General features: G+C 59.7%; 23 protein-coding genes. 11 read left to right on the top strand and 12 right to left on the bottom strand.

What is annotated here, in order from left to right; genetic code table 11:
* Window positions 1–31: 31 nt before the first annotated feature.
* The 11 genes from atpB to rpmH all read right to left on the bottom strand — a co-directional run bounded on the left by atpB (window position 32) and on the right by rpmH (window position 10,150).
* Window positions 32–901, bottom strand: a complete 870-nt coding sequence (gene atpB, locus M5G11_RS11765) for a F0F1 ATP synthase subunit A (RefSeq protein ID WP_273912902.1) — start codon at window positions 899–901, stop codon at window positions 32–34.
* Window positions 902–917: 16 nt separating this feature from the next.
* Window positions 918–1,325: a F0F1 ATP synthase subunit I gene (locus M5G11_RS11760; protein WP_273912903.1), complete on the bottom strand. Its 408-nt coding sequence runs from the start codon at window positions 1,323–1,325 to the stop codon at window positions 918–920.
* A gap of 149 nt (window positions 1,326–1,474) precedes the next feature.
* Window positions 1,475–2,347 (bottom strand): ParB/RepB/Spo0J family partition protein, encoded by an 873-nt coding sequence (locus M5G11_RS11755; protein WP_273912904.1) that lies wholly within the window; start codon window positions 2,345–2,347, stop codon window positions 1,475–1,477.
* Between the two features lie 9 nt (window positions 2,348–2,356).
* Entirely contained in the window at window positions 2,357–3,148 is a 792-nt protein-coding gene (locus M5G11_RS11750; RefSeq protein ID WP_273912905.1) for a ParA family protein, read from the bottom strand.
* A gap of 18 nt (window positions 3,149–3,166) precedes the next feature.
* Complete coding sequence (gene rsmG / locus M5G11_RS11745; RefSeq protein WP_273912906.1) at window positions 3,167–3,817, bottom strand: 16S rRNA (guanine(527)-N(7))-methyltransferase RsmG; 651 nt, start codon at window positions 3,815–3,817, stop codon at window positions 3,167–3,169.
* On the bottom strand, window positions 3,814–5,706 hold the full coding sequence (mnmG, locus tag M5G11_RS11740) for a tRNA uridine-5-carboxymethylaminomethyl(34) synthesis enzyme MnmG (RefSeq protein WP_273912907.1): 1,893 nt from the start codon (window positions 5,704–5,706) through the stop codon (window positions 3,814–3,816). The genes rsmG and mnmG overlap by 4 nt, the downstream gene beginning before the upstream one ends.
* Window positions 5,707–6,223: 517 nt before the next feature.
* The gene (mnmE, locus tag M5G11_RS11735) at window positions 6,224–7,594 is read right to left on the bottom strand and encodes a tRNA uridine-5-carboxymethylaminomethyl(34) synthesis GTPase MnmE (protein ID WP_273912908.1); all 1,371 of its coding nucleotides are present in this window, start codon (window positions 7,592–7,594) and stop codon (window positions 6,224–6,226) included.
* Between the two features lie 83 nt (window positions 7,595–7,677).
* A complete protein-coding gene (gene yidC, locus M5G11_RS11730; RefSeq protein ID WP_273912909.1) occupies window positions 7,678–9,357 on the bottom strand; it encodes a membrane protein insertase YidC in 1,680 nt (559 codons plus the stop codon).
* Between the two features lie 2 nt (window positions 9,358–9,359).
* Window positions 9,360–9,605, bottom strand: coding sequence for a membrane protein insertion efficiency factor YidD (gene yidD / locus M5G11_RS11725; protein WP_273912910.1), 246 nt, complete (start codon window positions 9,603–9,605; stop codon window positions 9,360–9,362).
* Entirely contained in the window at window positions 9,598–10,002 is a 405-nt protein-coding gene (gene rnpA, locus M5G11_RS11720; RefSeq protein ID WP_273913012.1) for a ribonuclease P protein component, read from the bottom strand. Before rnpA ends, yidD begins: the two co-directional genes overlap by 8 nt.
* A 13-nt stretch (window positions 10,003–10,015) precedes the next feature.
* On the bottom strand, window positions 10,016–10,150 hold the full coding sequence (gene rpmH / locus M5G11_RS11715; RefSeq protein ID WP_002551315.1) for a 50S ribosomal protein L34: 135 nt from the start codon (window positions 10,148–10,150) through the stop codon (window positions 10,016–10,018).
* 611 nt (window positions 10,151–10,761) lie between these two features.
* Between rpmH and dnaA the strand changes: the two genes are divergently transcribed.
* From dnaA to M5G11_RS11675, 8 genes are all read left to right on the top strand, one after another.
* Window positions 10,762–12,285: a chromosomal replication initiator protein DnaA gene (dnaA, locus tag M5G11_RS11710; protein WP_273912911.1), complete on the top strand. Its 1,524-nt coding sequence runs from the start codon at window positions 10,762–10,764 to the stop codon at window positions 12,283–12,285.
* Window positions 12,286–12,324: 39 nt separating this feature from the next.
* A complete protein-coding gene (gene dnaN / locus M5G11_RS11705; protein WP_273912912.1) occupies window positions 12,325–13,428 on the top strand; it encodes a DNA polymerase III subunit beta in 1,104 nt (367 codons plus the stop codon).
* Between the two features lie 19 nt (window positions 13,429–13,447).
* Complete coding sequence (recF, locus tag M5G11_RS11700; protein ID WP_273912913.1) at window positions 13,448–14,551, top strand: DNA replication/repair protein RecF; 1,104 nt, start codon at window positions 13,448–13,450, stop codon at window positions 14,549–14,551.
* A 4-nt stretch (window positions 14,552–14,555) separates the two neighbouring features.
* Window positions 14,556–16,973, top strand: coding sequence for a DNA topoisomerase (ATP-hydrolyzing) subunit B (gene gyrB, locus M5G11_RS11695; RefSeq protein WP_273912914.1), 2,418 nt, complete (start codon window positions 14,556–14,558; stop codon window positions 16,971–16,973).
* Between the two features lie 375 nt (window positions 16,974–17,348).
* Entirely contained in the window at window positions 17,349–18,941 is a 1,593-nt protein-coding gene (locus M5G11_RS11690; protein ID WP_273912915.1) for an asparaginase domain-containing protein, read from the top strand.
* Window positions 18,942–19,009: 68 nt separating this feature from the next.
* Window positions 19,010–19,831: a hypothetical protein gene (locus M5G11_RS11685; protein ID WP_273912916.1), complete on the top strand. Its 822-nt coding sequence runs from the start codon at window positions 19,010–19,012 to the stop codon at window positions 19,829–19,831.
* A gap of 147 nt (window positions 19,832–19,978) precedes the next feature.
* Window positions 19,979–20,218 (top strand): type II toxin-antitoxin system RelB/DinJ family antitoxin, encoded by a 240-nt coding sequence (locus M5G11_RS11680; RefSeq protein ID WP_273912917.1) that lies wholly within the window; start codon window positions 19,979–19,981, stop codon window positions 20,216–20,218.
* Complete coding sequence (locus M5G11_RS11675; RefSeq protein ID WP_273912918.1) at window positions 20,208–20,495, top strand: type II toxin-antitoxin system RelE family toxin; 288 nt, start codon at window positions 20,208–20,210, stop codon at window positions 20,493–20,495. Before M5G11_RS11680 ends, M5G11_RS11675 begins: the two co-directional genes overlap by 11 nt.
* 4 nt (window positions 20,496–20,499) lie before the next feature.
* Here M5G11_RS11675 and M5G11_RS11670 read toward each other — a convergent pair whose 3' ends face one another.
* A complete protein-coding gene (locus M5G11_RS11670; protein ID WP_273912919.1) occupies window positions 20,500–21,810 on the bottom strand; it encodes a sigma-54 interaction domain-containing protein in 1,311 nt (436 codons plus the stop codon).
* Window positions 21,811–22,048: 238 nt separating this feature from the next.
* Between M5G11_RS11670 and M5G11_RS11665 the strand changes: the two genes are divergently transcribed.
* The 3 genes from M5G11_RS11665 to M5G11_RS11655 are packed head-to-tail and all read left to right on the top strand — an operon-like array spanning window position 22,049 to window position 25,069.
* The gene (locus M5G11_RS11665) at window positions 22,049–22,933 is read left to right on the top strand and encodes an MBL fold metallo-hydrolase (protein ID WP_273912920.1); all 885 of its coding nucleotides are present in this window, start codon (window positions 22,049–22,051) and stop codon (window positions 22,931–22,933) included.
* A 40-nt stretch (window positions 22,934–22,973) separates the two neighbouring features.
* On the top strand, window positions 22,974–24,254 hold the full coding sequence (locus M5G11_RS11660; RefSeq protein ID WP_273912921.1) for an NAD(P)/FAD-dependent oxidoreductase: 1,281 nt from the start codon (window positions 22,974–22,976) through the stop codon (window positions 24,252–24,254).
* Window positions 24,251–25,069: a sulfite exporter TauE/SafE family protein gene (locus tag M5G11_RS11655; RefSeq protein WP_273912922.1), complete on the top strand. Its 819-nt coding sequence runs from the start codon at window positions 24,251–24,253 to the stop codon at window positions 25,067–25,069. The genes M5G11_RS11660 and M5G11_RS11655 overlap by 4 nt, the downstream gene beginning before the upstream one ends.
* Window position 25,070: the final 1 nt, after the last annotated feature.

Here is a 25,070-nt window from a genome sequence, read left to right as displayed (position 1 = left end):
GCGAAAGGGTCATCAGACACGCCAGGCGGTCTTAGTGGTTATCTTCGTGAGCCATCGACAGGTAGACGATGGTAAGCATCATGAAGATGAAAGCTTGCAGTGTGATGATCAGGATGTGGAACACCGCCCACGCCCATTGCAGCACAATGCCCAGACCGCTGAGCCACAGCAGGCCGGCACCGAACATCACGGCAATCAGGATGAACACCAGCTCACCGGCGTACATGTTGCCGAACAGACGCAGGGCCAGCGAGATCGGCTTGGCGATCAAGGTGACGAATTCGAGCAGGAAGTTGACCGGAATCAGCAGGATCTGCAGGAAGATGTTCTTGCTGCCGAACGGATGCAGGGTCAGCTCACCGATGAAGCCACCCAGGCCTTTGACCTTGATGCTGTAGAAGATGATCAGGGCGAAGACGCAGAACGCCATGGCAATGGTCGCGTTCGGGTCAGTGGTCGACACTGCACGGAACGGAATATGCGGATCGCCGGAGATCAGGATGGCCAGCTGAGGAATCCAGTCGACCGGGATCAGGTCGATGGCGTTCATCAGGAAGACCCAGACGAAAATGGTCAGCGCCAGCGGTGCAATCACCGGGCTACGGCCGTGGAAGGAGTCCTTCACGCTGCCGTTGACGAATTCGACCATCACTTCCACGAAGTTCTGCAGGCCACCTGGTTGACCGGAAGTCGCCTTCTTGGCCGCCATGCGGAACAGGAAGATGAAGATCAGACCCAGTGCAACGGACCAGCCCAGGGTGTCCACGTGGAACGCCCAAAAGCCCATTGCCTTGGCTTCTGCTGCGGAATGGGCAAAGCCCCAACCGCCGTCTGGTAGTTGACCGAAGGTCAAGTTCTGCAAGTGGTGCTGGATATAGCCCGAAGCGGTTTCTGCTGCCATGGTTGCCTCAAACGCCCTAAGGTCTCGAAAGTCTTATATTCATCAGCAGGGGCGCGAACCAGCTGACCAACTGGGTCAGCAGGAAGACGCCGAATACTGCTAATGGCGCCAATGGCTTCACTCCTGCAAACGTCAGTGCAAACAACACTGCCGTCAAAATCAATTTGCCTGCCTCGCCAGCGTAGAACGACTTGACGATGGCCTGCGCTGCCCGGGCGCCGGTAAAACGGAACGCCTTATAGGCAAAGTACACATTCGGTAGCCAGGCAATCAGTCCTCCGCAGAGTCCTGAATATCCACTGACGCCCCCATGCCACTGCCACAACACCAAACTGGCCAGCAGCAGCACCACACATTGAGCCAGCAGTACCGGAAAAACCGCCCAGCGATGGAAAGGCAGGCGGTTTGGCGTGCGGGTTTCCATCACAACTGCTCCTCAAAAGTCGGCCAACCAGTCAACTATGACTTGGCATAATTTGTGCCGACAAAATGCGCGCAGAGTATAGGGGCGCTTGGACCCCTATTCAACTGCCGGGTAGTGATTTCCGACTGCACGCTACAAATGCAATTGTTTCAGCGGATGTGGGCCAGTACACCTTGCAACTCATCTAACGAGTTGTAACGAATTACCAACTGGCCCTTGCCCTTGTTGCCATGGCGAATCTGTACGGAAGAGCCCAAACGCTCTGCCAGACGCTGTTCAAGGCGGGTAATGTCCGGATCGGGCTTCGCCGCTTCGACCGGCTCAGGCTTGCCGCTCAGCCACTGGCGTACCAGAGCCTCGGTCTGACGTACCGTGAGGCCGCGTGCGACAACGTGTCGCGCCCCTTCAACCTGCTGATCTTCGGGCAAACCGAGGAGTGCACGGGCATGGCCCATCTCCAGGTCGCCGTGGGACAGCATGGTCTTGATGACTTCCGGCAGCGAGATCAAGCGTAGCAGGTTCGCCACGGTTACCCGCGACTTACCGACGGCATCGGCGACCTGTTGCTGGGTCAGCTGGAATTCCTGCTGCAGACGCTGCAGGGCAATGGCCTCTTCCACGGGGTTGAGGTCTTCGCGCTGGATGTTCTCGATCAGGGCCATGGCAATGGCCGCTTCATCGGGTACGTCGCGCACCATCGCCGGGATGGTTTCCATGCCGGCCTGCTGGCTGGCGCGCCAGCGGCGTTCGCCGGCGATGATTTCGTAGCGGTTCTCGCCAATCGGGCGAACCACGATCGGTTGCATGACGCCCTGGCTCTTGATCGAGTGCGCCAATTCTTCGAGCGCCTGTGGGTCCATGTCCCGGCGTGGCTGGTACTTGCCACGCTCGATCAGGTCCAGAGGCAGGTGTTGCAGTTCGTTCTGGTCGACTTTGACAGCCTGCTCTTCGAGCGCGCTGACAGTCGGACCACTCAGCAGTGCATCCAACCCACGTCCGAGACCTCGTTTCTTAACGGCCATGCGGATTCCTTAAGTTGCCTGTGCAGTGCGGGTTTGACGGCGTTGACGACGAACCAGTTCACCGGCCAGCGCAAGGTAGGCCAGTGCGCCACGCGAGTTCTTGTCGTACGCCAGGGCCGGCATGCCGAAACTCGGGGCTTCGGCCAGGCGGATGTTGCGTGGGATGACGGTGTCGTAGAGCTGCTCGCCGAAGTGTTCCTTGAGCTGCGCAGAGACATCGTTGATCAGGCTCAGGCGCGGGTCGTACATGGTCCGCAACAGGCCTTCGATCTTCAGCTGTGGATTGAGTCTGGCGCCAATGCGCTTGATGTTATCCACAAGGTCGCTCAAACCTTCCAGGGCAAAGTATTCACATTGCATTGGAATGATCACGCCATCTGCGGCAACCAGGGCGTTGAGGGTCAGCATGGACAGCGACGGCGGGCAGTCGATCAGGATGTAGTCGTAACTCTCCCGGATCGGCGCCAGCGCCGTGCGCAGACGGCTCTCCTTCATCTGCATTTCCAGCAGCACCACCTCGGCGGCGGTCAGGTCGCGGTTGGCCGGCAACACCTGGTAACCGCCGTGCTCGGAGATGTGCATGGCCTGGGCCAGGTCGCACTCGCCGATCAACAGGTCGTAGACCGAATGTTCCAGGACGTGTTTATCCACACCGCTACCCATGGTGGCGTTGCCTTGTGGATCGAGATCGATCAGCAGCACGCGGCGCTTGGTAGCGACCAGCGATGCGGCCAGATTGATACAGGTGGTGGTCTTACCCACACCACCCTTTTGGTTCGCGATAGCGAATACCTTAGCCATTCTTGCTTGTGTTCCCAGTCATGCCGTGCGGCGCAGTATCAGCAGATGGCGTTGGCCTTGGCAACCCGGAACGGTCAAGGCCTGCTCGCTATCCACTTTGAAATCTGCCGGCAATGCTACCAGCTCATCAGCTGGATGCAGCCCTTTCATTGCCAGCCACTGCGTCTGGGCGTCACCCAGGTGCCGCGTCCAGTTGGTGAAGTTTTCCATGCTGCTGAAAGCACGCGAGATGATTCCGGTGAAGGGAAGCTCCGGCTGGAACTCCTCGACCCGCTTGTGGATAACCGTGAGGTTGTCCAGCTTCAGCTCCAGTTTGACCTGGGTCAGGAAGCGCGTTTTCTTGCCGTTGCTGTCGAGCACCGTGACGTTTTTGCCAGGGTGCAGGATAGCCAAAGGAATACCTGGCATACCGCCGCCGCTGCCGACATCGAGCCAGCGCGGGCTGTCGCTGTGGATAAATGCCATCACGCTCAGGCTGTCGAGCAGGTGACGGGACACCATCTCGTCCGGATCACGGACGGCAGTCAGGTTATACGCCTTGTTCCACTTGATCAGAAGTGCCAGGTAGGCCAGCAGTTGCTCCTGCTGCGCGGCACTGAGCTCCAGGCCCAGTGCGCGGGCGCCTGTGGACAACTCCTCGGCATGTTTGTCGGTGACCATCGAACTCAAGCGCTTTGCTCCAACTCGCGGCCAGCGCCGCGTTTTTTCAGGTGAATCAGCAACAGGGAAATTGCCGCCGGGGTAACACCGGGGATACGCGAGGCCTGGCCCAGGGTTTCCGGGCGGGTCTGGCCGAGCTTGCCCTGGATCTCCTTGGACAACCCGGAAATGCCGGTGTAGTCGATGTCCTCGGGCAAGCGGGTGTCTTCGCTGGCACGCAGGCGGGCGATTTCTTCCTGTTGCCGGTCAATGTAACCGGCGTATTTGGTCTTGATCTCGACCTGTTCAGCCACTTGCGCTTCGACGCCGGCATCGCCAGTCACTTCGATCAGGCCAGCGTAGTCGATTTCCGGACGGGTCAGCAGGTTGAGCAGGTTGTACTCATGGCTGAGCGGGGTGCCGAATTTTTCAGCGATGGCATCGCCCTGCTCGGTGCCCGGGCGTACCCAGGTCGATTTCAGGCGCTGCTCTTCACGCTCGATGCCTTCACGCTTGGCGCTGAACGCCGCCCAGCGGGCGTCGTCGACCAAGCCCAACTCGCGGCCTTTTTCGGTCAGGCGCAGGTCGGCGTTGTCTTCGCGCAGGATCAGCCGGTACTCGGCGCGCGACGTGAACATGCGGTACGGCTCCTGGGTACCGAGGGTGATCAGGTCGTCGACCAACACCCCGATGTACGCCTCGTCGCGACGCGGGCACCAGCTTTCGCGGCCCTGCGCACGCAGTGCGGCGTTGGTCCCGGCGAGCAGGCCCTGGGCGCCGGCTTCTTCGTAGCCGGTGGTGCCGTTGATCTGCCCGGCGAAGAACAGGCCGCCGATGACTTTGGTTTCCAGGCTGTACTTCAGGTCACGTGGATCGAAGTAGTCGTACTCGATGGCGTAGCCCGGCCGCACGATGTGGGCGTTTTCCATGCCGCGAATCGACCGCACCAACTGCAACTGCACGTCGAACGGCAGCGAGGTGGAGATCCCGTTCGGATAGATCTCGTGCGTGTTCAGGCCTTCGGGCTCGATGAAGACCTGATGGCTTTCCTTGTCGGCAAAGCGATGGATCTTGTCTTCGATCGATGGGCAGTAGCGCGGGCCGATGCCTTCGATCACCCCGGAGTACATCGGCGAACGGTCGAGGTTCGAGGCGATGATCTCGTGGGTACGGGCGTTGGTATGGGTGATCCAGCAACTGACCTGGCGTGGGTGCATGGCCTTGTCGCCCATGAACGACATCACCGGGATCGGCGTATCACCGGGTTGCTCGGACATCACCGAGAAATCCACCGAGCGGCCATCGATACGCGGCGGCGTACCGGTTTTCAGGCGACCCACGCGCAGCGGCAGTTCACGCAGGCGGTGCGCCAGGGCAATCGCCGGCGGATCGCCGGCACGGCCACCGGAATAGTTCTGCAGACCAATGTGGATAAGTCCGCTGAGGAAGGTCCCGGTGGTCAGTACCACGGAGTCGGCCATGAAGCGCAGGCCCATTTGGGTCACGACGCCGCGTACCTGGTCCTGCTCGACGATCAGGTCGTCGCAAGACTGCTGGAATATCCACAGGTTCGGCTGGTTTTCCAGGATCTCGCGGACAACCGCCTTGTAGATGGCGCGGTCTGCCTGTGCACGGGTTGCGCGCACTGCCGGGCCTTTGCGGTTGTTCAGAACGCGGAACTGGATGCCGCTCTTGTCGGTAGCCAATGCCATGGCACCACCGAGCGCATCGATTTCCTTGACCAGGTGGCTTTTGCCAATGCCACCGATAGCCGGGTTGCAGCTCATGTGCCCGAGGGTTTCCACGTTGTGGGTCAGCAACAGGGTTTTTACACCCATGCGTGCAGACGCAAGCGCAGCCTCGGTTCCGGCATGGCCGCCGCCGATGACGATCACTTCAAAACGGGAAGGGAAATCCACCACGCACCTCGTGCCTGTTTCGGGAATAAAAAAAGGGATAGCGGACAAGTATAGGGACTTACCCCCCTCTAAAGGAACCTTTTGCACAAAATTTAACCAGCCTGTGGATGAGTGGCGGTAATAGAAATAAAGAGAGAGAAATTTATTAAAGCTTTGTTTTTATGTTTATTCTTACTGAGGCACCTTTCTGTGGATAAGGTTCTACAGCCCTTATTACACGTACTGTACAGAGATCCTAAAGTCTGTGGTCTAGTGGGTCTGAGGGGTCTGGATAAGCGGCTTAAGCCTGTGGATTAAATGGCTACTTATCAACAGGCGGGTTTATCTTCAGTTTTCAGGCCTACTTATCAACTGAGCTAAGGTGGGGTTTTCCACAGGGCTTATTTGGCTAATTAGAGGAAAAACAGGCAGCCGAATACACCGGGAACGAGCCGGGTGTTGCTGCAGAAGTCAGGGAGAGGGATAAATCAGGAGGGTCAGCCAGGCCTTGAACAGGCCTGACTGTGGATAACGCAGGCTACTTGCCGATGCAGAAACTGGAGAAGATGCGGCCCAACAGGTCGTCCGAGCTGAACGCACCGGTAATTTCACCCAATGCTTGCTGTGCCTGACGCAGATCTTCCGCCAACAGCTCGCCAGCGCCTGCCAGGGTCAACTGGGCGCGACCGTGCTCAAGATGTTCACTGGCCTGGCGCAGGGCATCCAGGTGGCGCCTGCGCGCGCTGAAGCTGCTTTCAGAGGTCTGTTCATAACCCATGCAGGCCTTGAGGTGTTCGCGCAGCAGCTCGAGCCCGGTATCGCTGTCCTTGGCACTCAGGGTGATGGTGACGTGGCCATCCTCACATTGCTCCACCGCCACGGCTTCACCACTGAGGTCCGCCTTGTTGCGGATCAGCGTGACCTTGGCCGGATCTGGCCGTTGGTCGAGAAATTCCGGCCACAGGGCGAAAGGATCGCTGGCTTCAGGGGCGGTTGAGTCAACCACCAGCAGCACACGGTCCGCTTCATTGATCGCCTTCAGCGCACGTTCCACGCCGATTTTTTCCACATGGTCATCGGTATCGCGCAGGCCGGCGGTGTCCACCACGTGCAGGGGCATGCCATCGATGTGGATATGTTCGCGCAGAATATCCCGCGTGGTGCCGGCGATGTCCGTGACGATTGCCGCTTCGCGACCGGCGAGGACGTTGAGCAGGCTCGACTTGCCGGCATTCGGACGACCGGCAATCACCACGGTCATGCCGTCGCGCAACAAGGCACCCTGCCCGGCCTCACGCTGCACTGTGGACAAGTTGGCGCGAACATCATCGAGCATGCTGAGCACGTGGCCATCGGCGAGAAAGTCGATTTCTTCCTCGGGAAAGTCGATGGCCGCTTCCACATAGATCCGCAGGCTGATCAATTTCTCGGTGAGGTTATCCACACGACGGGAGAATTCACCCTGCAACGAACGCAAGGCATTGCGTGCCGCCTGGGTCGAACTGGCCTCGATCAGGTCGGCGATGGCCTCGGCTTGCGCCAGGTCGAGCTTGTCGTTGAGGAATGCGCGCTCGCTGAATTCACCCGGCCGAGCCAGGCGGCAGCCAAGTTGTACACAGCGTTGCAGCAACATATCGAGCACCACCGGCCCGCCATGCCCCTGCAATTCGAGGACATCTTCGCCGGTGAACGAGTTCGGCCCGGGGAAGTACAAGGCGATGCCTTCATCGAGCACCAACTCGTCATCACTGCGAAACGCACCATAGTGGGCATGCCGCGGGGTCAGCGTGCGGCCGGTGATGGCCAACCCGGCCTGGCTCGCCAGCGGCCCGGAAATACGCACAATTCCCACCCCGCCACGGCCTTGGGCAGTAGCAATGGCGACGATGGTTTCACGACGAACATTCATGGTCGTAGGCCTCAGGACAAAAACGACAGATAGCAAAACGCCCCACGAGGGGGCGTTTATCCACAGGTTAGCTGGCTAACCCGTTAAGCAGCGGCTTTGGTAGCTGCCTCGACCTTGCGGGTAATGTACCACTGCTGTGCGATCGACAAGCAGTTGTTCACAACCCAGTACAGGACCAGACCAGCCGGGAACCACAGGAAGAAGAAGGTGAAGATGATCGGCATCAGCTTCATCACCTTGGCCTGCATCGGATCCGGCGGTGTCGGGTTCAGGCGCTGCTGGATGAACATGGTGGCGCCCATGATGATCGGCAGGATGAAGAACGGATCCTTGATCGACAGGTCGGTAATCCAGAACATCCAAGGGGCCTGGCGCATTTCAACGCTTTCCAGGAGTACCCAGTACAGCGAAAGGAAGACCGGCATCTGCACCAGGATCGGCAAGCAGCCGCCCAGCGGGTTGATCTTCTCTTTCTTGTACAGCTCCATCATGGCCTGCGACATTTTCTGCCGGTCGTCGCCATGTTGTTCTTTCAGTGCAGCCAGTTTCGGTGCCACGGCACGCATGCGCGCCATCGACTTGTAGCTGGCAGCGGACAGCGGGAAGAACAGCAGCTTGATCAGCATGGTCAGGGCGATGATCGACCAGCCCCAGTTGCCGAGCAGGCTGTGGATATGTTGCAGCAACCAGAAGATCGGCTGGGCAATGAACCACAGGATGCCGTAGTCGACGGTCAGTTCCAGGCCCGGGGACAACTCTTTGAGCTTGGACTGGATCTTCGGACCGGCATACAGCATGGCGCTGGTTTCAGCCTGGGCACCTGGCGCAACGTTCAGCGCAGGGCCGGTGAAGCCAATGATGTAGTTGCCCTGGCTGTCTTTGCGGGTCTGGACAATGTTGTTGTCAGCCGAGCTTGGAATCCAGGCGGTCACGAAGTAGTGCTGCAGCCACGCTACCCAACCACCGGTAACGTTTTCTTTCAGGCTGCCCTTGTCGATATCTTTCATCGACACTTTCTTGTACGGCTCGGCACTTGTCCACAGGGCCGCACCCAGGTAGGTCGCGGTGCCGGTGGCGGTGCTCGACGAAGGATCGGAGCTGGCGTCACGCTTCAGTTGCGCGAACAGGTTGCCGGTCCAGGGCTGAGCGCTCTGGTTGTCGATCAGGTAGCTGACCTTCAGGTCGTACTCACCGCGCTTGAAGCTGAAGCGCTTGATGTAGTTGACACCGTTGTCGCTGAACTTCAGGTCGACGACCAGTTGGTCCTGACCATCGGCCATCTGGAAGCTTTTTTGCTCGGCGGCATACAGCGGACGACCGGAAGCGCGTGCATCCGGGCCATTGACGCCGGTCAGGCCACTTTGTGCCAGGTAGGTACGCTCGCCGCCGTTATCGAACAGCTGGAACGGAATATCCGGATGGTCCTGGCGACGCGGGTATTTCGGCAAGGTCAGTTGCGCGATGTCACCGCCGTTTGGATCGATAGCCACATCGAGTACATCGGTCTTGACCCGAATCAGGTCTTTGCTGACCACAACTGGCGCGAGTTCAGCGGGGCTGGATTCGCTGTTGGCACTCGGCACATCGGCGCTGGCGCCAGTGTTACCGGCGGTCACGGTGCCCGGAACGGACGGTGCGACATTGCTGGCAGCAACATTCTGAGTCGGCAAGGCAGCCTGGCCGTAGTCCTGGTTCCACTTGAGGACCATGACATAGGACACGATTGCCAGGGCGGCGATCAGGATCGTGCGTTTAATATCCATGATTACTCGGCTATCGAAGAAGTACGGGAAGAAGAAGCAGGCGGAACCGGGTCATAACCGCCGGCATTCCACGGATGACAACGCCCAAGCCGACGAACGGTCAGCCACCCGCCGCGTAAAAGGCCATGAGACTCGATGGCTTCATACGCATAGCAGGAGCAACTCGGGTAGAAACGACAGTGGCTGGCCATCAGAGGACTAATGGCATAACGGTAAAACTGGATCGGAACGAGTGCCAGTTTACGCATCTGGATGGTCTACCCCTACAGATTCGCTGTTAACCACTGGAGCGGGCCGACTGCGTGCAAGGCGCTTCCAGAGTTTGCCAAAGTGTTGGTGCAATTCTGGGTTTTCTATCTCACCTAACCCTTTGCGCGCGACGATTACGATGTCCCAGCCCACAAGCAATTGCTGGTGCAGGCGAAACGAATCGCGCATCAAACGTTTCAGGCGGTTTCGCTGAACGGAGAGCTTTACGCTCTTTTTCCCGATCACAAGCCCCAGGCGGGGATGATCCAGACCGTTCTCGCGAGCAAGGAGCAAAAGATTCTTGCCGGGTACCTTGCCGGATGGCGAGTCGAAGACCGCTTTGAAATGTCGGGGGGTCAGCAGACGCTTTTCCCGACTGAAGTCCTGACTCACCACCTGTGCCGAAAAATCAAACTGCCAGACGCTTACGGCCTTTGGCGCGACGACGCGACAGAACTGCACGGCCGTTTTTGGTGGCCATACGTGCACGGAAACCGTGAGTGCGGGCGCGCTTGATGGTGCTTGGTTGGAAAGTACGTTTCATGGCGTGTTACCTGGTTCGTCCACAACGGGCCGGAATGGCCCCCGTTTTAAGAGACCGGCGATTCTAGAGAAAGCAAGGCCGTAGGTCAATTTCCAACCAGCTTTTCCTTGTAACGGCGAATTCCTTCCCTTTCACCCATCCCCTACCTTTCGTCTGCTTGAGGTTGGTGAAGGGGGGTCGGAAAGGTCAACGAAGGCTTAAACATAGAAAAAAGAAAGGAAAGGTATTTAAAGCTTTTCTGTAAATCTTATAGATCTTATGTAGCCGATTTCTGTGGATAGAATTCTACAGCCCTTTAATTACGTACTGTACAGAGATCTGAAACACTGTCGGAAAGCGGTGCTCTGGCTGTGCTGTGCACGCGGATAAGCGGTGGATAAAAAGGCTACTTATCAACAGGCGAGTTATCCACTGGTTTCAGCCCCGGGTTGTGCAAAGGGCTCAGGTACGGTTATCCACAGAGCTTATTCACAGCCTTGGAAGGGCATTTGGGTCACTAACCTGCTGATTTATCGCCATCCTCGACGCACCTGCGTGTGGATAAGTACGCGGTCGGTGGGTACAATGGCTGCTTGTTTTTGCCTCACCGGCTTTCAACTCAGGGGATATCCGTGTCAGTGGAACTTTGGCAGCAGTGCGTGGAGCTTCTGCGCGATGAACTGCCTGCCCAGCAATTCAACACCTGGATCCGTCCGCTACAGGTCGAAGCCGAAGGCGACGAGTTGCGCGTGTATGCGCCTAACCGTTTTGTTCTCGATTGGGTCAATGAGAAGTACCTGGGCCGTTTGCTCGAGTTGCTCGGCGAACACGGCAGCGGTATGGCGCCTGCGCTTTCCTTATTAATAGGAAGCCGTCGCAGTTCAGCCCCACGTGCCGCCCCTAACGCGCCACTGGCTGCGGCGGCGGCTGCCTCCCAGGCCCAAGCCGTGCAAGCGGCCGTGGTCAACCAGCCGGTTGCCAAGGCGCCTGTGGCTGCTCCCGTTGCTGCTGTGGCTGAAGTCGAAAATGCACCTTCGCGTGACAGCTTCGACTCCATGGGCGAATCGGGTAATGCCGTGCCTGTGAATAACCGCACCGAACAGCGCACCGTGCAGGTAGAAGGTGCGCTCAAGCACACCAGTTACCTGAACCGTACCTTTACCTTCGAGAACTTCGTCGAAGGCAAGTCCAACCAGCTGGCCCGCGCTGCGGCCTGGCAGGTGGCCGACAACCCGAAGCACGGCTACAACCCGCTGTTCCTGTATGGCGGCGTCGGCTTGGGTAAAACGCACTTGATGCATGCTGTGGGTAACCACCTGCTCAAGAAGAACCCGAATGCCAAGGTGGTCTACCTGCATTCCGAGCGTTTCGTCGCGGACATGGTCAAGGCGCTGCAACTCAACGCCATCAACGAATTCAAGCGTTTCTACCGTTCGGTCGATGCATTGCTGATCGACGATATCCAGTTCTTTGCCCGTAAAGAGCGTTCGCAGGAAGAGTTTTTCCACACCTTCAACGCCCTTCTTGAAGGCGGCCAGCAGGTCATCCTGACCAGTGACCGCTACCCGAAGGAAATCGAAGGCCTGGAAGAGCGCCTGAAGTCGCGCTTCGGCTGGGGCCTGACGGTCGCCGTCGAGCCACCGGAACTGGAAACCCGCGTCGCGATCCTGATGAAGAAGGCCGACCAGGCCAAAGTCGATTTGCCGCATGACGCCGCATTCTTCATCGCCCAGCGCATTCGCTCCAACGTGCGTGAACTTGAAGGTGCATTGAAGCGGGTAATCGCCCACTCGCACTTCATGGGCCGTGACATCACCATCGAGCTGATTCGCGAATCGCTCAAGGATCTTCTGGCACTGCAGGACAAGCTGGTCAGTGTGGATAACATCCAGCGGACCGTTGCCGAGTACTACAAGATCAAGATCTCCGATCTGCTGTCCAAGCGTCGTTCGCGCTCGGTTGCACGGCCGCGTCAGGTTGCCATGGCCTTGTCCAAGGAACTGACCAACCACAGCCTGCCCGAAATCGGCGACGTCTTCGGCGGCCGCGACCACACCACCGTGTTGCATGCGTGCCGCAAGATCAACGAACTCAAGGAATCCGACGCGGATATTCGCGAGGACTACAAGAACCTGCTGCGGACCCTGACGACTTGATGAACGTCAGCGCAGCTTTTTAAGGCAAGGGACTAGACCATGCATTTCACCATTCAACGCGAAGCCCTGTTGAAACCCCTGCAACTGGTCGCAGGTGTCGTCGAGCGCCGCCAGACCTTGCCAGTACTGTCCAACGTGCTGTTGGTCGTGCAAGGCCAGCAGCTCTCGCTGACCGGTACTGACCTGGAAGTGGAACTGGTTGGCCGCGTCCAACTGGAAGAACCGGCTGAGCCGGGCGAAATCACCGTACCTGCGCGCAAGCTGATGGATATCTGCAAAAGCTTGCCCAATGACGCGCTGATCGACATCAAGGTCGACGAGCAGAAGCTGGTGGTTAAAGCCGGCCGTAGCCGTTTCACCCTGTCGACCCTGCCGGCCAACGATTTCCCGACGGTGGAAGAAGGCCCGGGTTCGCTGACCTGCAACCTTGAGCAAAGCCGCCTGCGTCGTTTGATCGAACGCACCAGCTTCGCCATGGCCCAGCAGGACGTGCGTTACTACCTCAACGGCATGCTGTTGGAAGTATCCACAGGCGTCCTGCGCGCCGTGGCGACCGACGGTCACCGTCTGGCCATGTGCTCGATGAGCGCAGACATCGGCCAGGCCGATCGTCACCAGGTCATCGTGCCACGCAAGGGTATCCTCGAGCTGGCGCGTCTGCTGACCGAGCCGGATGGCCAGGTGAGCATCGTCCTGGGCCAGCACCACATTCGTGCGACCACCGGTGAGTTCACCTTCACCTCCAAGCTGGTCGACGGCAAGTTCCCAGACTACGAGCGTGTACTGCCTAAAGGCGGTGACAAGCTGGTGTTGGGTGATCGTCAGGCCCTGCGTGAAGCGTTCAGCCGTACTGCAATTCTGTCGAACGAGAAGTACCGCGGCATCCGTCTGCAACTGGCCAGCGGTCAGTTGAAGATCCAGGCCAACAACCCAGAGCAGGAAGAAGCCGAAGAAGAAGTCAGCGTCGACTACAACGGTAGCGCGCTGGAAATCGGTTTCAACGTCAGCTACCTGCTGGATGTGTTGGGCGTCATGACCACCGAGCAGGTTCGCCTGATCTTGTCCGACTCCAACAGCAGTGCGCTGCTGCAAGAGGCAGACAACGACGATTCCGCTTACGTTGTCATGCCGATGCGTCTGTAATTTGCCCAGCAGATTCTAGATGTCCCTCAGTCGCGTTTCTGTCACCGCGGTGCGTAACCTGCACCCGGTGACCTTCTCTCCTTCCCCCCGCATCAATATCCTGCACGGCGCCAACGGCAGCGGTAAGACCAGCGTGCTGGAAGCCATTCATTTGCTCGGGCTTGCCCGATCCTTTCGCAGCACCCGTCTGACCCCGGTTATCCAGTACGAGCAAGTGGCGTGCACGGTGTTTGGCCAGGTGGAACTGAGCGATGGCGGTACCAGCAACCTGGGGGTCTCGCGGGAGCGGCAAGGCGATTTCACCATCCGCATTGACGGGCAAAATGCGCGCAGTGCGGCGCAGTTGGCAGAGATTCTGCCGCTGCAATTGATCAACCCGGACAGCTTCCGCTTGCTCGAAGGTGCGCCGAAAATTCGCCGGCAGTTCCTCGATTGGGGCGTGTTCCACGTGGAACCCCGCTTCATGGGCACCTGGCTGCGCCTGCAGAAAGCCCTGCGCCAGCGGAACTCGTGGCTGCGGCATGGTACACTTGACGCCGTTTCTCAAGCGGCCTGGGACCGGGAATTGTGCCTGGCCAGTGCGGAAATCGACGAGTACCGCCGTAATTACATCAAAGCGTTGAAGCCAGTCTTTGAACAGACGTTGAGCGACTTGTTGCAGCTTGAAGGGCTGACCCTGAGTTACTACCGAGGGTGGGACAAGGATCGAGAGCTGAACGACGTTCTCGCCGCCTCTCTTCAGCGGGACCAGCAGATGGGTCATACCCAGGCTGGCCCACAGCGTGCAGATTTGCGTCTGAGGCTCGGTGCCAACAACGCTGCCGATATTCTGTCTCGCGGTCAGCAGAAGCTTGTGGTGTGTGCCCTGCGTATTGCACAGGGCCACCTGGTAAGCCAGGCACGCCGCGGCCAATGTATTTACCTGGTGGATGACCTGCCGTCAGAACTGGACGAGCAGCACCGTCGTGCACTTTGTCGCTTGTTGGAAGACTTACGCTGCCAGGTGTTTATCACCTGTGTAGATCACGAATTATTGAGGGAAGGCTGGCAGACGGATACGCCAGTCGCCCTGTTTCACGTGGAACAGGGCCGTATCACCCAGACCCACGACCATCGGGAGTGAAGGCATGAGCGAAAATCAAACGTACGACTCCTCCAGCATTAAAGTGCTGAAAGGGCTAGATGCCGTGCGCAAGCGTCCCGGTATGTACATTGGCGACACCGACGATGGCAGCGGCCTGCACCACATGGTGTTCGAGGTGGTCGATAACTCGATCGACGAAGCGCTCGCTGGCCACTGTGACGACATTACCGTAATCATCCACCCGGATGAATCCATCACCGTACGCGACAACGGTCGCGGCATTCCGGTTGATGTGCACAAGGAAGAAGGCGTCTCGGCAGCCGAGGTCATCATGACCGTACTGCACGCCGGCGGTAAGTTCGACGATAACTCCTATAAGGTTTCCGGCGGCCTGCACGGCGTGGGTGTGTCGGTGGTGAACGCTCTGTCCGAAGAGCTCCTGCTGACCGTTCGCCGCAGCGGCAAGATCTGGGAACAGCTATACATTCATGGCGTTCCCCAAGCCCCGATGAAAATCGTTGGCGAAAGTGAAACCACCGGTACCCAGATTCACTTCAAGCCTTCGGCTGAAACCTTCAAGAACATCCACTTCAGCTGGGACATCCTGGCCAAGCGGATTCGTGAACTGTCCTTCCTCAACTCCGGTGTCGGCATCCTGCTGAAGGATGAGCGCAGCGGCAAGGAAGAAGAGTTCCGCTACGAAGGTGGCCTGCGTGCCTTCGTGGAATACCTGAACACCAACAAGACCCCGGTGAACCAGGTCTTCCACTTCAACGTCCAGCGTGAAGATGGCGTGGGTGTGGAAATCGCCCTGCAGTGGAACGACAGCTTCAACGAGAACCTGTTGTGCTTCACCAACAACATTCCTCAGCGCGATGGCGGTACTCACCTGGTGGGCTTCCGTTCGGCGCTGACGCGTAACCTGAACAACTACATCGAGCAGGAAGGCCTGGCCAAGAAGAACAAGGTTTCGACCACCGGCGATGACGCCCGTGAAGGTCTGACCGCGATCATCTCGGTGAAAGTGCCGGATCCTAAGTTCAGTTCGCAAACCAAAGACAAGCTGGTTTCTTCCGAGGTGAAGACCGCAGTAGAACAGGAGATGGGCAAGTACTTCTCCGACTTCCTGCTGGAAAACCCGAACGAAGCCAAGGCCGTTGTCGGCAAGATGATCGACGCTGCGCGTGCCCGTGAAGCGGCACGTAAAGCCCGTGAAATGACCCGCCGCAAAGGTGCGCTGGATATCGCCGGCCTGCCGGGCAAACTGGCAGACTGCCAAGAGAAAGACCCTGCCCTTTCCGAACTGTACCTGGTGGAGGGTGACTCCGCAGGTGGCTCGGCCAAGCAAGGTCGTAACCGTCGTACCCAGGCGATCCTGCCGCTGAAGGGTAAGATCCTCAACGTCGAGAAAGCACGCTTCGACAAGATGATCTCGTCCCAGGAAGTTGGCACGCTGATCACCGCGTTGGGCTGTGGTATCGGTCGCGACGAGTACAACATCGAAAAACTGCGTTACCACAACATCATCATCATGACCGATGCTGACGTCGACGGTTCGCACATCCGTACCCTGCTGCTGACGTTCTTCTTCCGTCAGTTGCCGGAGCTGGTCGAGCGTGGCTACATCTATATCGCCCAGCCACCACTGTACAAGGTCAAGAAGGGCAAGCAGGAGCAGTACATCAAGGACGACGAGGCCATGGAAGAATACATGACCCAATCGGCTCTCGAAGATGCCAGCCTGCACCTGGACGAGTCCGCACCACCGGTTTCCGGCGTTGAGCTGGAGCGCCTGGTGAACGAATTCCGCACTGTGATGAAGACCCTCAAGCGTCTGTCGCGCCTGTACCCACAGGAGCTGACCGAGCACTTCATCTACCTGCCTGCGGTATCGCTGGAGCAACTGTCGGACCACGCGGGAATGCAGTCCTGGCTGGCCAAGTTTGACGAGCGTCTGCGCACCAGCGAGAAGTCCGGCCTGGTCTACAAAGCCAGCCTGCGTGAAGACCGCGAACGCAATGTCTGGTTGCCGGAAGTGGAAATCACCTCCCACGGCCTGGCCAGCTACGTGACCTTCAACCGCGACTTCTTCGGCAGCAACGACTACCGTACGGTCACTACCTTGGGTGCACAGCTGAGCTCCCTGTTGGGCGAAGGTGCCTACGTGCAACGTGGCGAGCGCAAGAAGGCCATCACCGAGTTCAAGGAAGCCCTTGAGTGGCTGATGACTGAAAGCACCAAGCGTCACACCATTCAGCGCTATAAAGGGCTGGGTGAGATGAACCCGGACCAGCTGTGGGAAACCACCATGGACCCAACCGTACGTCGCATGCTCAAGGTGACCATCGAAGACGCGATCGCTGCCGATCAGATCTTCAACACCCTGATGGGCGATGCGGTTGAACCACGTCGTGAGTTCATCGAAAACAACGCCCTGGCAGTGTCCAACCTGGACTTCTGATTACGTGTAATCACTGCCTGTAAAAGAAAACCCCGGCCATCGTGCCGGGGTTTTTTCGTTATGTTCCACGTGAAACGTATGGGTTTTTGGTGCTTTCTCGGGCCTCATCGCGGGCAAGGTTGGCTCCCACAATGTGCAGTGTGTGGCCCGATGCTACCGTCTGTCTTGCTGCTGTGTGACGGGCCTCCAGCCCCCAAAAAGCCAACTACGCTGTTCGAGCACTGACAAGGAATGCACACCCATGCGCAAGGCAGCGCGCTCGATCACCCCCTTCCCTGCCCGGCATTCGGCGCCAGCCGAAACCCTGCCCTGCGTCTGTGCACTCCACTCCCCAAACTGACTCAACAGGCCTCACTACGCCAAGGAAGCACGCGTATGAAGATCGCAGTCATCAATACTGGCGGTACCATCAGCTGTGTCGGCAATCCACTGGCGCCAATGTCGGCAGCCGCGTTTGCCAGCGCCAGCGAACAGCTACTCAACCCCATCCTGCTACAACAGTTTCCCGACCTGCAGATCACCTACCTCACCTCGGTCACCTTCCCCGAGTCGGCCACCCAGACCCTGGACAGCACCAATCTTCAACCGACGGACTGGTGCATCATGGCTCAGGGCATCCTGAGCAACTATGCCGCCTACGATGGTTTCGTGGTGCTGCATGGCACCGACAGCATGGACTTCAGTGGCACGGCCCTGTCGTTCCTGCTCAATGGTTTCGATGCCAGCGGCAACGGCACAGCAGTGTTGAGCAAGCCGGTGATCATCACTGGCTCGCAGGTCCCCCTGTACTACCAGGCCAGCAGCTCAGCGGCACTGACGCTGAACTTCAACACCGATGCCTTCCAGAACGTCTGCGGCTCGGTGGCTGCAGCACGTACGGGTGTCGCTGAAGTCTGCGTGTATTTCCAGAACCAGCTGTACCGCGGCAACCGGGCGGTCAAAACCAATGCCAGTGAGTTCAACGCTTTCTCCTCGCCCAACTACCCGGCCCTGGCCGAGTACGGCGTGGAGTTTTCGCTGTATGCGGACAACTGGTTACCAGGGCCGGTGCATGCCAGTGTCAGCCTGGACAATAGCGAGGTGCTGGCCGGCCAGGTATCCGCAGTGACGGCCATTTCGGCAGCGATCAACAACGTTCCGGTGATGCAGCTCAATGCCTTCCCAGCCTGGTACAGCATGTCGCCGGCCAGTGGCTTCATGGCCAACCTGATCAATGCAGTGGTTAGCGCCGGGGCCAAGGGCATCATCCTCGAGTCGTATGGCGAAGGTAATTTCCCTTCCGGCAATCCCGACACGCCGGCCAGCGGTGCGATCTACCAGGCACTGAACATGGCCAACGAGCAAGGTGTGAACCTGGTCGACTGCACCCAGGTCATCGCCGGTACGGTCAACAACAGCGCCTATGCAGCTGGCGCCTGGTTGCCGCAAGTGGGCGCGCTGGCGCCAGCCGACATGACGCCCATGGCCGCCCTGGCAAAGTTGATGATCCTCATGGCCTCGGCCAGCAGCAAGAGCTGGACCCGAGACCAGGTGCAGACGCTGTTCCAGACCAACCTCGCCGGTGAGATGCAAAGCATCAATACCCTCGACAGCCGCAGCAACAGCACCTTGCTGCCGGGCGAGTCGATCAGCGCGCTGGATGGCAGTGCAACGTTGAGCAACGACCCACTGCTGGGGCCGGTGCTGACAGGCGCCGGCAACACCACTGCACTTTGGCAATTACCCACGGCGCCGAGCAGCAGCGATCTTCCCGGCCGGCTGGTGATGCAGAACGACGGCAACCTGGTGTTCTACAGCCGCAACAACCAGGCCTTGTGGGCAACCAACACCGGCAATGCAAACGGCGCTTCTTCACGACTTGTAGTGAGCGGGCATTACGCCGGCTCGGGCGCCAGCAGCACCCTCAAAGTCCAGGTATTCAACTATTCGGCGATGGTCGTTGCGGCCACGCTGTACCCCGCTGGCTGACAGCGGGTCGCGATGCAAGTGAACGGCAACTCAACTGATGCACCTTCTACCCTACCGAGGATCAAGCGATGCCAGTGTTCAAACGTCAGTTCAAATTGAGTGGTGTGGTTGCGCCGCAAGATCAGTTCCATCAGTTGATCATGGGGCCTGCGTTGGCCACCTTGACCACCGAGCAGTACATTGCGCCGACCATTGTCCAGGTCAATATCACCGTCCCCAGCGTTGAAACCATCGGTGTTCCGCAGTACTCGCCGACGGTCTACGGGGAAGCTGCGGGCAGCTACAACCCGGCGGGCAACTGCCAGGGCAACTTCATGTCCTACAAGTTCCAGCCCAACAACAACTGCTACGCCTATGGCTGCAACATCACCCCCAACACCTTCCCGCAGCCGGGTCGGCAAAGCGGTTACCTGCTGACGGCCAGTGACTTCCAGCAATCGGTTGCAGCCCTCGGGGCGCTCGTTTCGGGCTATGCGGTAAAAGACGGTCTACAACTTGCCGGCAAAACTATGGCGGAGCTGCTGGTGTTCAAGTCATCGAAACAAGGGACCAATCCGCACCCAGGTATTGGTTCCGGGGCCGGCTATCTGGGCGGCCACTTTGTGGCATTGATGGTGTCTCCTGCCGGCAGTGATGCAAACTGGCCGGGCGACTACCACTGGGCACGTTGCGACAACTCGTCAGGTTCCTGCAATTCATGGTCGCAGAAAGATGGCTCTGACCAGGTGACCAACTTCGACTTTGCCGGCAACCCGATCAGCAACCCGGCCACCGCCAACTGGACCGTGAACCAGGGCCCGGTGTCCACCACCAACACCAGTGAGCTGGTGGTGGCTTATGAGTTCTACTGCTTCATGTTCGTGCCGGAATCGGGTGTGAGCATTATCTAGCAGCCTGCCTGTGGACGCTGGGTGGGGTTATTTACCTAGCGTCTGCAAGCGCCGATAAAGCGTTCGTGCTCCTGTCCCCAGGCGCTTGCTAAAGTCGCAGTGCGCTGTCACTGTGATGACAACTGTCATTACAGGGAGTGCCACTTCATGGCATCCATCAATATTCGCGTCGACGACGAGTTGAAAGCGCGGGCCTATCGAGAGCTGGAGCGCTTGGGTGTAACCCCATCCGAACTCATGCGCCAAGCCCTGCAGTATGTGGCAGAGCGAGGCCAGTTGCCGTTTCGTCCTGTGTTACTCACGGAGGAGGATGAGGAACTGATCGCAACCGTTCGCGAGCGTCTAGTGTCCCCTCAGCGTGTGAAGGTGGAGCTGGATGACCTATAAACTGGAGTTCGATGCGCGTGCGCTAAAGGAATGGCGCAAGTTGGGTGACACGGTCCGACAACAGTTCAAGAAGAAGCTGCTCGAAATTCTAGAAAACCCTCGGGTAGAAGCGCACCGTTTACACAGCTTGCCCGACTGCTACAAGATAAAGCTGCGTAGCAGCGGTTACCGGTTGGTGTATCAGGTCATTGACCAAGAGGTGCTGGTATTCGTCGTAGCGGTTGATCAACGTGAACGCGAACAGGTTTACAGCAAGGCCTCTGATCGACTGAAGTGATTGTTTACCTCCCCAGATTTTGCAAGCGCCGATAAAGCGTTCGCTCACTTATCCCCAAGTGCTTGGCCAACTCACTGCGTGACCCATTGAACGCCTCCAGCGCTTGCGCCAGCTGCCCCAGGTGTTTTGTCGGGCTGCGCTGCTGTGGATAACCGGCCCCCTCCCCGCGCAATTCTTCCGGCAAATGCTCAGGCCGGATCACCCCGTCGTCGGTAAACAGTCTCGCCCGTTCCAGCACATTGCGCAGCTCGCGGATATTGCCGGGGTAGGCGTACAGGCTGAGCAAACTCATTGCCTCGTTATCAACCTTCGGTGCTGCCTTGCCAGCCATGCGTTGCAGCAGGCTCTCGACCAGCAACGGCAGGTCGTCTACGCGTTCGCGCAGTGCGGGCAGGCGGATCGGGAAGGCACTGATGCGGTAGTACAGATCTTCCCGGAAGGTCCCCGCTGCAGCCATTTCCTTCAACGGCTTGTGCGTGGCCGAGACCAGGCGAAAGTCCGCATGCACCGTGCGCAGGCTGCCCACCGGCCGGAAGCTGCCCGATTCGATCAGGCGCAGCAGCTTCACCTGCATGGCCAGCGGCACCTCGCCAATCTCGTCGAGGAACAGGGTCCCGCCATGGGCGGCTTCAGCCAGGCCGATCTTGCGCTGCAAGGCACCGGTAAACGCGCCCTTCTCATAGCCGAACAGTTCGCTCTCAAACAACGACTCGGTCAAGCCGGTGCAATCAACTACCACCAGCGGCCCATTGGCACGCGGGCTGTTCAGGTGAAGGGCGCGGGCGAACAGCTCCTTGCCGGTGCCCGACTCACCCTGCAGCAAGACCGGAATCTGCGCAGGCGCCGAGCGTTGCAAACTCGACAGCGCCTCCTTGAATGCCGGCGAGCGCCCGACCAGGCCATGCTGCTGCGGCTGGGCCGATGCCACGGTAATGCTGGTCAGCCGCTCGACAAAGGCCACCACCTCGCCCTGCTCGTCGAGGATTGGCCGCAGCTCGACGTCGACATGCTCCGGGCCGCGTGGGGTGTGGTGAATATGCAGCACCCGCTCCGGGCTGCGACTGTCCCAGGCCTTGCGCATCGGGCAATGCTCACCGGCCTGATCGCAGGGCACGGCATAGTGATGGGAGACGCGATGGCACTTGGCACCGATTGGCGGCTGCCCCTCAACCCCGAACTGGCGCAGGTAGGCACTGTTGGCGGCAAGGATGTTGTAGTCGGTGTCCAGCACGATGGTCGGCTGAGGATCGTGTTCAAGGTAGGACACCAGCGCCTGCACGGCAGGGCTGACAGTTGCAGCAGGGAACGTGGACATGGCGACACCTGGAAAGCAGGCAGCCAGCTTAACCGATGGCACTGGCGACTGCCAAAAACTGCCAGGCACTGCCACCCCACTGCCAGTCGGCGCGGCAGTCGTCCTGCCAAACTTGAGCCAGACTCAATGAAATCGGGAGAAATCTCCCACGTCATCACTGGCACATATCTTGATGACTGCATGCCGACTGCCGGTCAGGCTTGTGACCCGGCATCAACGGATTTGTCTGGAGAACCCAATGATCATTGGCGGCAACCTATACGTAGAAGCGCTCTTCGACAGCGCCACCTCGACCATCAGTTACCTGGTGATGGACCCGGCTACCCGCTGCTGCGCGATCATCGACAGCGTGCTCGACTACGACCCCAAGTCCGGTCGCACCGACACCCGCTCGGCCGATACCCTGATCGCGCGCATCCGCGAGCTGGATGCCTCGGTGCAGTGGATTCTGGAAACCCACGTCCACGCTGATCACCTGTCCGCCGCCGATTACCTCAAGCACGAACTGGGCGGCCAGTTGGCCATTGGCAGCCGGATCACCCAGGTGCAGAAGGTCTTCGGCGCCCTGTTCAATGCCGAGCCCGGCTTCGCCCGCGATGGCAGCCAGTTCGATGTGCTGTTTGAGGATGAGCAGGTGTTCCACATCGGCAACCTGACCGCACGCGCCTTGCACACACCCGGCCATACCCCGGCGTGCATGACCTACCTGGTGGCGTCTGACGCAGAGAGTGCGGCGTTCGTTGGCGACACGCTGTTCATGCCCGACTACGGCACCGCGCGCTGCGATTTCCCCGGGGCCGATGCGCGCACCTTGTTCCGCTCCATCCACCGCATCCTCGCCCTGCCCGACGACACGCGCCTGTTCATGTGCCACGACTACCTGCCCGGGGGCCGTGAGTTGCGCTACATGACCACGGTCGCCGAGCAGCGCAGCAGCAATATCCACGTACGTGAGGGCACCAGCGAAGAATGCTTCGTGGCCATGCGCGAAGCGCGCGATGCCACCCTCGACATGCCGGTGCTGATCCTGCCGTCAGTGCAGGTGAACATGCGCAGCGGCCAATTGCCCGAGCCGGAAGCCAACGGCATCCGCTACCTGAAGATCCCGATCAACGCGCTTTGAACCTGCGACACCATAACTATTAGTAAAGGAACACCTGCCCATGCCTGCTGCTCCCTCCCCTGCCCGCTTGCTTGCGGCTGACCATCACCAGGTGCTGATCGTCGGCGCCGGAGCTGCGGGTATCGCCACTGCCTCCAGTTTGCGCGCCCGCGACCGGTCGCTGGATATCGCGATCATCGACCCGGCGGATGTGCATTACTACCAGCCCGGCTGGACCATGGTCGGTGCCGGCGTGTTCAAGCCTGAAAGCACCGCGCGCACCATGGCCTCAAGCATTCCTGCCGGGGTGCGCTGGATCAAGGCGGGCGTGGCGACCTTCGAACCCGAGGCATGCACCGTCACCCTCGCCGATGGTCGCATCGTCAGCTATGAACAACTGGTGGTGTGCCCCGGCTTGAAGCTCGACTGGGATGCCATCGATGGTTTGCGCCAAACCCTGGGCCGCAACGGCGTCACCTCGAACTATCGCTATGACCTGGCGCCCTACACCTGGGAGCTGGTGCAGAACCTCAAGCAGGGGCGTGCCGTGTTCAGCCAGCCGCCGATGCCGATCAAATGTGCCGGGGCCCCGCAGAAGGCCCTGTACCTGTCGTGCGATCACTGGCTGCGCACTGGCCGACTGGGATCGATCCAGGCGCAGTTCTTCAATGCCGGTGCGGTGCTGTTCGGTGTCGCCGACTATGTGCCGGCACTGATGCAGTACATCGATCGCTATGGCGTCGAGCTGAAATACACCCACCGCTTGGTGGCCGTGGATGGGCCGGGCAAGCGCGCGACATTCCTGCACACACTGCCCGATGGCAGCAGCGAAACCCTTGTCCAGCCATTCGACATGCTGCATGTGGTGCCGCCGCAGGTCGCCCCGGACTTTATCCGCAATAGCCCGCTGGCCGACGCGGCGGGCTGGGTTGATGTCGATCCGGCCAGCTTGCGCCACCGCCGGTTCGACAACATCCACAGCCTGGGTGACGTGGCCAGCACCAGTAATGCCAAGACCGCAGCGGCCGCGCGCAAGCAGGCCCCGGTGGTGGCCAACAACGTGCTGGTCGCGCTTGGTCGCCTGGCGCAGACGGTCGAGTACGACGGCTATGGCTCCTGCCCGTTGACTGTGGCGCGGGGCAAGATCGTCCTCGCCGAGTTCACCTATGGCGGCAAGCTGGCCCCGAGTTTCCCGCGCTGGCTGCTCGATGGCCGGCGCCCTACGCGCCTGGCCTGGTGGCTGAAAGCGCGGGTGTTGCCGCCGCTGTATTGGCGCTGCATGCTCAAGGGCCGCGAGTGGCTGGCCAAGCCCGTGGCTACGCCGCGTGAGGCCCGCCCGTGAGCGAGCATGAACTGCTGGGCGCCGGCCTCGGCGCACTCATTGGCGCGATCCTCGCCCTGACCGGTGCCGGGGGCGGCATCCTGGCGGTGCCGTTGTTGGTGTTCGGCCTGGGTTTGTCGATGGTTGAAGCCGGCCCGGTCGGCTTGCTCGCGGTTGGCCTGGCGGCCGGTGTGGGCGCGGTACTGGGCTTGCGCCAGGGGTTGGTGCGATATCGCGCCGCGTTGTTCGTGGCCGCGATCGGGATCGTCGCGGCGCCGTTCGGGCTGTTCCTTGCTCATCAACTGCCCAATGCGCCATTGGCGCTCGGCTTCGCCTGTGTGCTGGTGTATGCCTGCGCGCGCATGTGGCGCAAGGCGAGCCGTGAACTCAAAGGCATTGCGCCGTGCGCCGAGCGGGCGATACAGCCCTGCGTGCTCAACCCGCTGCAAGGCCGCCTGCGCTGGACCTTGCCGTGTGCGCGGGCCTTGGCCTTCACCGGCCTGCTGAGTGGATTGTTGTCCGGCCTGCTCGGTGTCGGCGGCGGCTTCGTGATCATTCCCGCCCTGAGCCGCTATACCAACCTGGAGATGAAGAGCATCGTCGCGACTTCGCTGGCGGTGATCGCCCTGGTCTCCACCGGTAGCGTGGTGACGGCCAGCCTCAGTGGCGTGATGCACTGGGCAGTCGGCGTGCCGTTTGCGCTGGGAGCGGTGATCGGCCTGGTGGTCGCCCGGCAGTTTGCCCAGCACCTGGCCGGGCCACGCCTGCAGCAGGTGTTTGCCATCGTCGGGGTGGGCGCCGCGTTGCTGCTGGCCTTCAACACCCTGACGCACTGAC

Source organism: Pseudomonas fontis (genome assembly GCF_028656955.1).
GTDB classification, from domain to species: Bacteria; Pseudomonadota; Gammaproteobacteria; order Pseudomonadales; family Pseudomonadaceae; genus Aquipseudomonas; species Aquipseudomonas fontis.
The sequence above is the reverse complement of the archived record's forward strand: the minus strand, read 5'-3'. Positions and strand labels throughout refer to the sequence as shown.

Bases quoted from the DNA above. Each gene is read 5' to 3' on its own strand.
- rpmH (WP_002551315.1), bottom strand. From the start codon at position 10,150: ATGAAACGTACTTTCCAACCAAGCACCATCAAGCGCGCCCGCACTCAC.
- yidD (WP_273912910.1), bottom strand. From the start codon at position 9,605: ATGCGTAAACTGGCACTCGTTCCGATCCAGTTTTACCGTTATGCCATT.
- M5G11_RS11660 (WP_273912921.1), top strand. From the start codon at position 22,974: ATGCCTGCTGCTCCCTCCCCTGCCCGCTTGCTTGCGGCTGACCATCAC.
- M5G11_RS11750 (WP_273912905.1), bottom strand. From the start codon at position 3,148: ATGGCTAAGGTATTCGCTATCGCGAACCAAAAGGGTGGTGTGGGTAAG.
- recF (WP_273912913.1), top strand. From the start codon at position 13,448: ATGTCCCTCAGTCGCGTTTCTGTCACCGCGGTGCGTAACCTGCACCCG.
- mnmE (WP_273912908.1), bottom strand. From the start codon at position 7,594: ATGAATGTTCGTCGTGAAACCATCGTCGCCATTGCTACTGCCCAAGGC.
- atpB (WP_273912902.1), bottom strand. From the start codon at position 901: ATGGCAGCAGAAACCGCTTCGGGCTATATCCAGCACCACTTGCAGAAC.
- M5G11_RS11760 (WP_273912903.1), bottom strand. From the start codon at position 1,325: ATGGAAACCCGCACGCCAAACCGCCTGCCTTTCCATCGCTGGGCGGTT.
- dnaN (WP_273912912.1), top strand. From the start codon at position 12,325: ATGCATTTCACCATTCAACGCGAAGCCCTGTTGAAACCCCTGCAACTG.
- M5G11_RS11680 (WP_273912917.1), top strand. From the start codon at position 19,979: ATGGCATCCATCAATATTCGCGTCGACGACGAGTTGAAAGCGCGGGCC.
- M5G11_RS11670 (WP_273912919.1), bottom strand. From the start codon at position 21,810: ATGTCCACGTTCCCTGCTGCAACTGTCAGCCCTGCCGTGCAGGCGCTG.
- M5G11_RS11685 (WP_273912916.1), top strand. From the start codon at position 19,010: ATGCCAGTGTTCAAACGTCAGTTCAAATTGAGTGGTGTGGTTGCGCCG.
- M5G11_RS11755 (WP_273912904.1), bottom strand. From the start codon at position 2,347: ATGGCCGTTAAGAAACGAGGTCTCGGACGTGGGTTGGATGCACTGCTG.
- gyrB (WP_273912914.1), top strand. From the start codon at position 14,556: ATGAGCGAAAATCAAACGTACGACTCCTCCAGCATTAAAGTGCTGAAA.
- yidC (WP_273912909.1), bottom strand. From the start codon at position 9,357: ATGGATATTAAACGCACGATCCTGATCGCCGCCCTGGCAATCGTGTCC.
- M5G11_RS11665 (WP_273912920.1), top strand. From the start codon at position 22,049: ATGATCATTGGCGGCAACCTATACGTAGAAGCGCTCTTCGACAGCGCC.
- M5G11_RS11690 (WP_273912915.1), top strand. From the start codon at position 17,349: ATGAAGATCGCAGTCATCAATACTGGCGGTACCATCAGCTGTGTCGGC.
- M5G11_RS11675 (WP_273912918.1), top strand. From the start codon at position 20,208: ATGACCTATAAACTGGAGTTCGATGCGCGTGCGCTAAAGGAATGGCGC.